We start from the raw sequence: 3,516 nt of genomic DNA on the forward strand, positions 1-3,516 counted from the left end.
TCATGCTTCACCCTCAAATCAACGCGCATAAAGAAAGCCTCCCATTTCTCATGTCCAAGAAATGGGAGGCAGTTCATGATGACGCGGAGCCGGGCCTTGGTCGTTAGAACGGCGGAACCAACTACTCGACAGTAACGCTTTTCGCCAGGTTACGAGGTTGGTCGACGTCGCAGCCGCGCAAGATGGCGACCTCGCGGGCGAGCAGCTGCAGCGGGACGCTCGCCGTGATGGGGCTGAACACATCGCGGACGGCCGGCACGCGGATGATGCAGTCGGCGATCTTGTTAATTTCCTCGTCGCCCTCGGTGGCAACGACGATAACCTTGGCACCACGCGCCTTGCACTCCATAAGGTTCGACACGGTCTTGTCGTAGGTGGCGCTCTTGGTGGCCACGGCGATGACGGGGAAGCCCGGATCGATCAGTGCGATGGGGCCGTGCTTCATCTCGCCGGCGGCATATGCCTCGGCGTGCAGGTAGCTAACCTCCTTGAGCTTGAGCGCGCCCTCGTAGGAGATGGCAGCGCCCATACCGCGGCCCACGAACAGCGCCGACTGCGCGTCCTTACACAGCAGGGCGGCCTCGTGCACGGCCTCGGTCTGCGTGTCCAAAATCCACTGGATCTGCTCGGCCGTATCGGAAAGCTCGCGGAACATCATGCGCGTCTGCTTGGTGGTCAGACGGTACTTGACCTGCGCCAGCAGCAGAGCCAAAAGCGTCAGGCTCACAACCTGGCCGATGAAGCTCTTGGTCGAGGCGACCGCGATCTCCTTGTTGGCCTTGGTGTAGATGACGCCGTCGCTCTCACGCGCCACGGGGCTGCCCACCACATTGGTGATGCCGAAGACCTTGGCACCCTTGATGCGCGCGTCGCGAATGGCAGCAAGGGTATCGGCCGTCTCGCCCGACTGGGACACGGCAACGACAAGCGTCGTCGGCGTAATGATGGGATTGCGATAACGGAACTCGCTGGCCGCCTCAACCTCAGTGGGGATGCGAGCCCAGCCCTCAATGAGATTCTTGGCGATCAGGCCGGCGTGATAGCTGGTGCCGCAGGCGATTACGTAGACGCGGTCGATGTCGTTGAGCTCCTCGAGCGAAAGGCCCAGCTCGTCGATGTCGAGCTCGCCGGCCGGCGTCATGCGGCCCACCAGCGTGTCGCGCACGACGCGCGGCTGCTCGTGGATCTCCTTGAGCATAAAGTCGGGATAACCGCCCTTTTCTGCCATGTCCAGGTCCCAGTCGATGTGGGTGACCTTGGGCTCGATAACGTTGCCGGCCTCGTCGGTGTACTCGACGCCTGCGGGCGTAAGCTTGGCAAACTGACCGTCCTCGAGCACCACGACATCGCGGGTGGCGTCGATGAGCGCGATGACGTCGGAGGCGACATAGGCGCCGGTCTCGCCCGCGCCGACCACGATCGGGGAATCCTTGCGGGCCACGGCGATCACGCCGGGCTCGTCAGCGCACACGACGGCCAGACCATAGGCACCGACCACGTGGGCGCAAGCCTCGCGCACGGAGGCCATCAGGTCGTGCGTCTCGGCATAAGCCTCTTCGATCAGATGCGCGAAGACCTCGGTATCGGTCTCGCTCTTAAAGTGGTGGCCGCGGCCCTCCAGCTCTTCGCGCAGCTCGGCGAAGTTCTCGATGATGCCGTTGTGGACGATGGCGATACGACCGTCGCAGCTGGTGTGGGGGTGAGCGTTAACGACGGAGGGCTTGCCGTGGGTGGCCCAACGGGTGTGGCCGATACCGCAGGTAGCGTCGCTGTCGATGTTGGAAAGCTCACTCTCCAAGCCCGCGACCTTGCCCACGCGGCGGATGACGTCGAGGTGCGCCGCGGCGCCCTCGCCCACCTCGAGCGCGACGCCCGAGGAGTCATAGCCGCGATACTCCATACGCTTGAGGCCCGTGACCAGGATGTTCTTTGCAATATCAGAGCCGGTGTAGCCGACGATTCCGCACATAAGATAAATCCCTTCGTTCGCGTGACTGCAAGACGTCCACGCACAAAGGGCGCTGAGACGTACAACGTTCGAGTATTGTACTCACGCAAACGCAAGCTGATATACCAGAAGTGGTATCTCAACTTAGATACCACTCGATGCACACACGTCCAGCCGGTCCAAACCACCACAAAGGTACCTGCCCCCTTCGTGGTGGTCGCGCTGGCAACAGCGTTTCCCCAGATAAAACCTGCCAAAATAAACCTGTCCCTTTTTGGAAGGTTTGGGATGCTACAATCTGGCTTGTACTTGAAACGCATCAAAGGGGCCGCTATGGCAAAGGTTAAAATCAGCGACGTCGCGCGCGAAGCCGGGGTTTCGTTGGGCACGGTTTCCAACGCGCTCAACCATCCCGAAAAGCTGCGCCCCGAGACCCTCAAGCTCATCAACGAGACCATCAATCGCCTTGGCTACCTGCCCAACCAAAGCGCCCGTCAGCTCGCAGGCGGCGCCACCAAGTCCTTTGGCCTGGTGCTCCCTCGTCTCGATCACGGCTTTTCGCTCCAAATCGCCAGCGGCGCCCACAACGAGGCCCGCAAGCACGGCTACGACTTGCTCATCGCCAACGCCGATAACGACGATATTCTCGAGGACCATTACCTGCGCTACTTTATGGGCACCCAGATGTCCGGCGTCATGGTTCAGCCCATGGCATCCCCCGACTGGCACCCCGCCATGACCAAGATGCCCGTGCCGATCGTCCATCTGGACATCCATTGCTCCGAGCCCGGCTACTACGTAGCGGCCGACAACGAGGCTCAGGGTCGCATCATTGCCGAACTTGCTATCGCCCGCGGCGCGCACCATATTGTCGTCGTCGGCCGAGCAGCATTTATGCAGCTCACCCTACGCGTGCTTGGCATTCACAAGGCCCTTGCCCTACATCCCGACATCAAGATCGAAGTCATTGACGCCGGCGAGTGGAACACGGCGGCCGACGGCTATGGTATCGGCAACCAAATCGCCGAGCGCCCCGCGGACGAACGTCCCGATTTTGTCGTCGGCCTGACCGATGTGTTGGCCTCGGGCGTCGTTTCGGCACTGGTCGACAAGGGCATCTCTGTCCCCGGGCAAGTACGCGTGGCCGGATGCGACGGCAACCCGCTCGCTTGGAGCGGATCGGTCCCGCTCACTACGGTAGCGCCCCCGGGCTACGAGATTGGCCGCAAGGGTGTCCAACTGCTGATGGAGCAAATCGAGAACAAGGCCCCGGCAAAGATCAAGCATATCCGTGTCGGCTCCGCAGCGCGTACCGTCACCGCAGTCGCCGCCGAGGATATCAACCGCCAAGAACTGGTACGTCCGTTCCTACTGGAACGCGCCAGCACCCAGGCAAGCAGCCAGACCGACGCCACGGCCATCAACCTCGGTGCGTATCTATAGCACGCCCGCGAGTATGCTAAGTCGCCGCTTAAGCAAAAGGGGCCCGACCAGGCTTATAGGACAAAATGTGTGTCCCGATAGAACATCCGTTTCTATCCATTAATCAAGCCAGAACGGGTACGGGT

2 protein-coding genes are annotated in these 3,516 nt (G+C 61.5%); one reads left to right on the forward strand and one right to left on the reverse strand.

The annotated features are described in order from the left end of the window. Nucleotides 1-121: 121 nt before the first annotated feature. Entirely contained in the window at nucleotides 122-1,969 is a 1,848-nt protein-coding gene (gene glmS, locus AB5758_RS09585; protein WP_368141984.1) for a glutamine--fructose-6-phosphate transaminase (isomerizing), read from the reverse strand. A 312-nt stretch (nucleotides 1,970-2,281) separates the two neighbouring features. Here glmS and AB5758_RS09590 point away from each other — a divergent pair, with 312 nt between their 5' ends. Beyond that, nucleotides 2,282-3,391 (forward strand): LacI family DNA-binding transcriptional regulator, encoded by a 1,110-nt coding sequence (locus tag AB5758_RS09590; protein WP_368141986.1) that lies wholly within the window; start codon nucleotides 2,282-2,284, stop codon nucleotides 3,389-3,391. Nucleotides 3,392-3,516: the final 125 nt, after the last annotated feature.

It is taken from the genome of Collinsella aerofaciens, from assembly GCF_040926405.1.
In the GTDB taxonomy this organism is placed as follows: Bacteria; Actinomycetota; Coriobacteriia; order Coriobacteriales; family Coriobacteriaceae; genus Collinsella.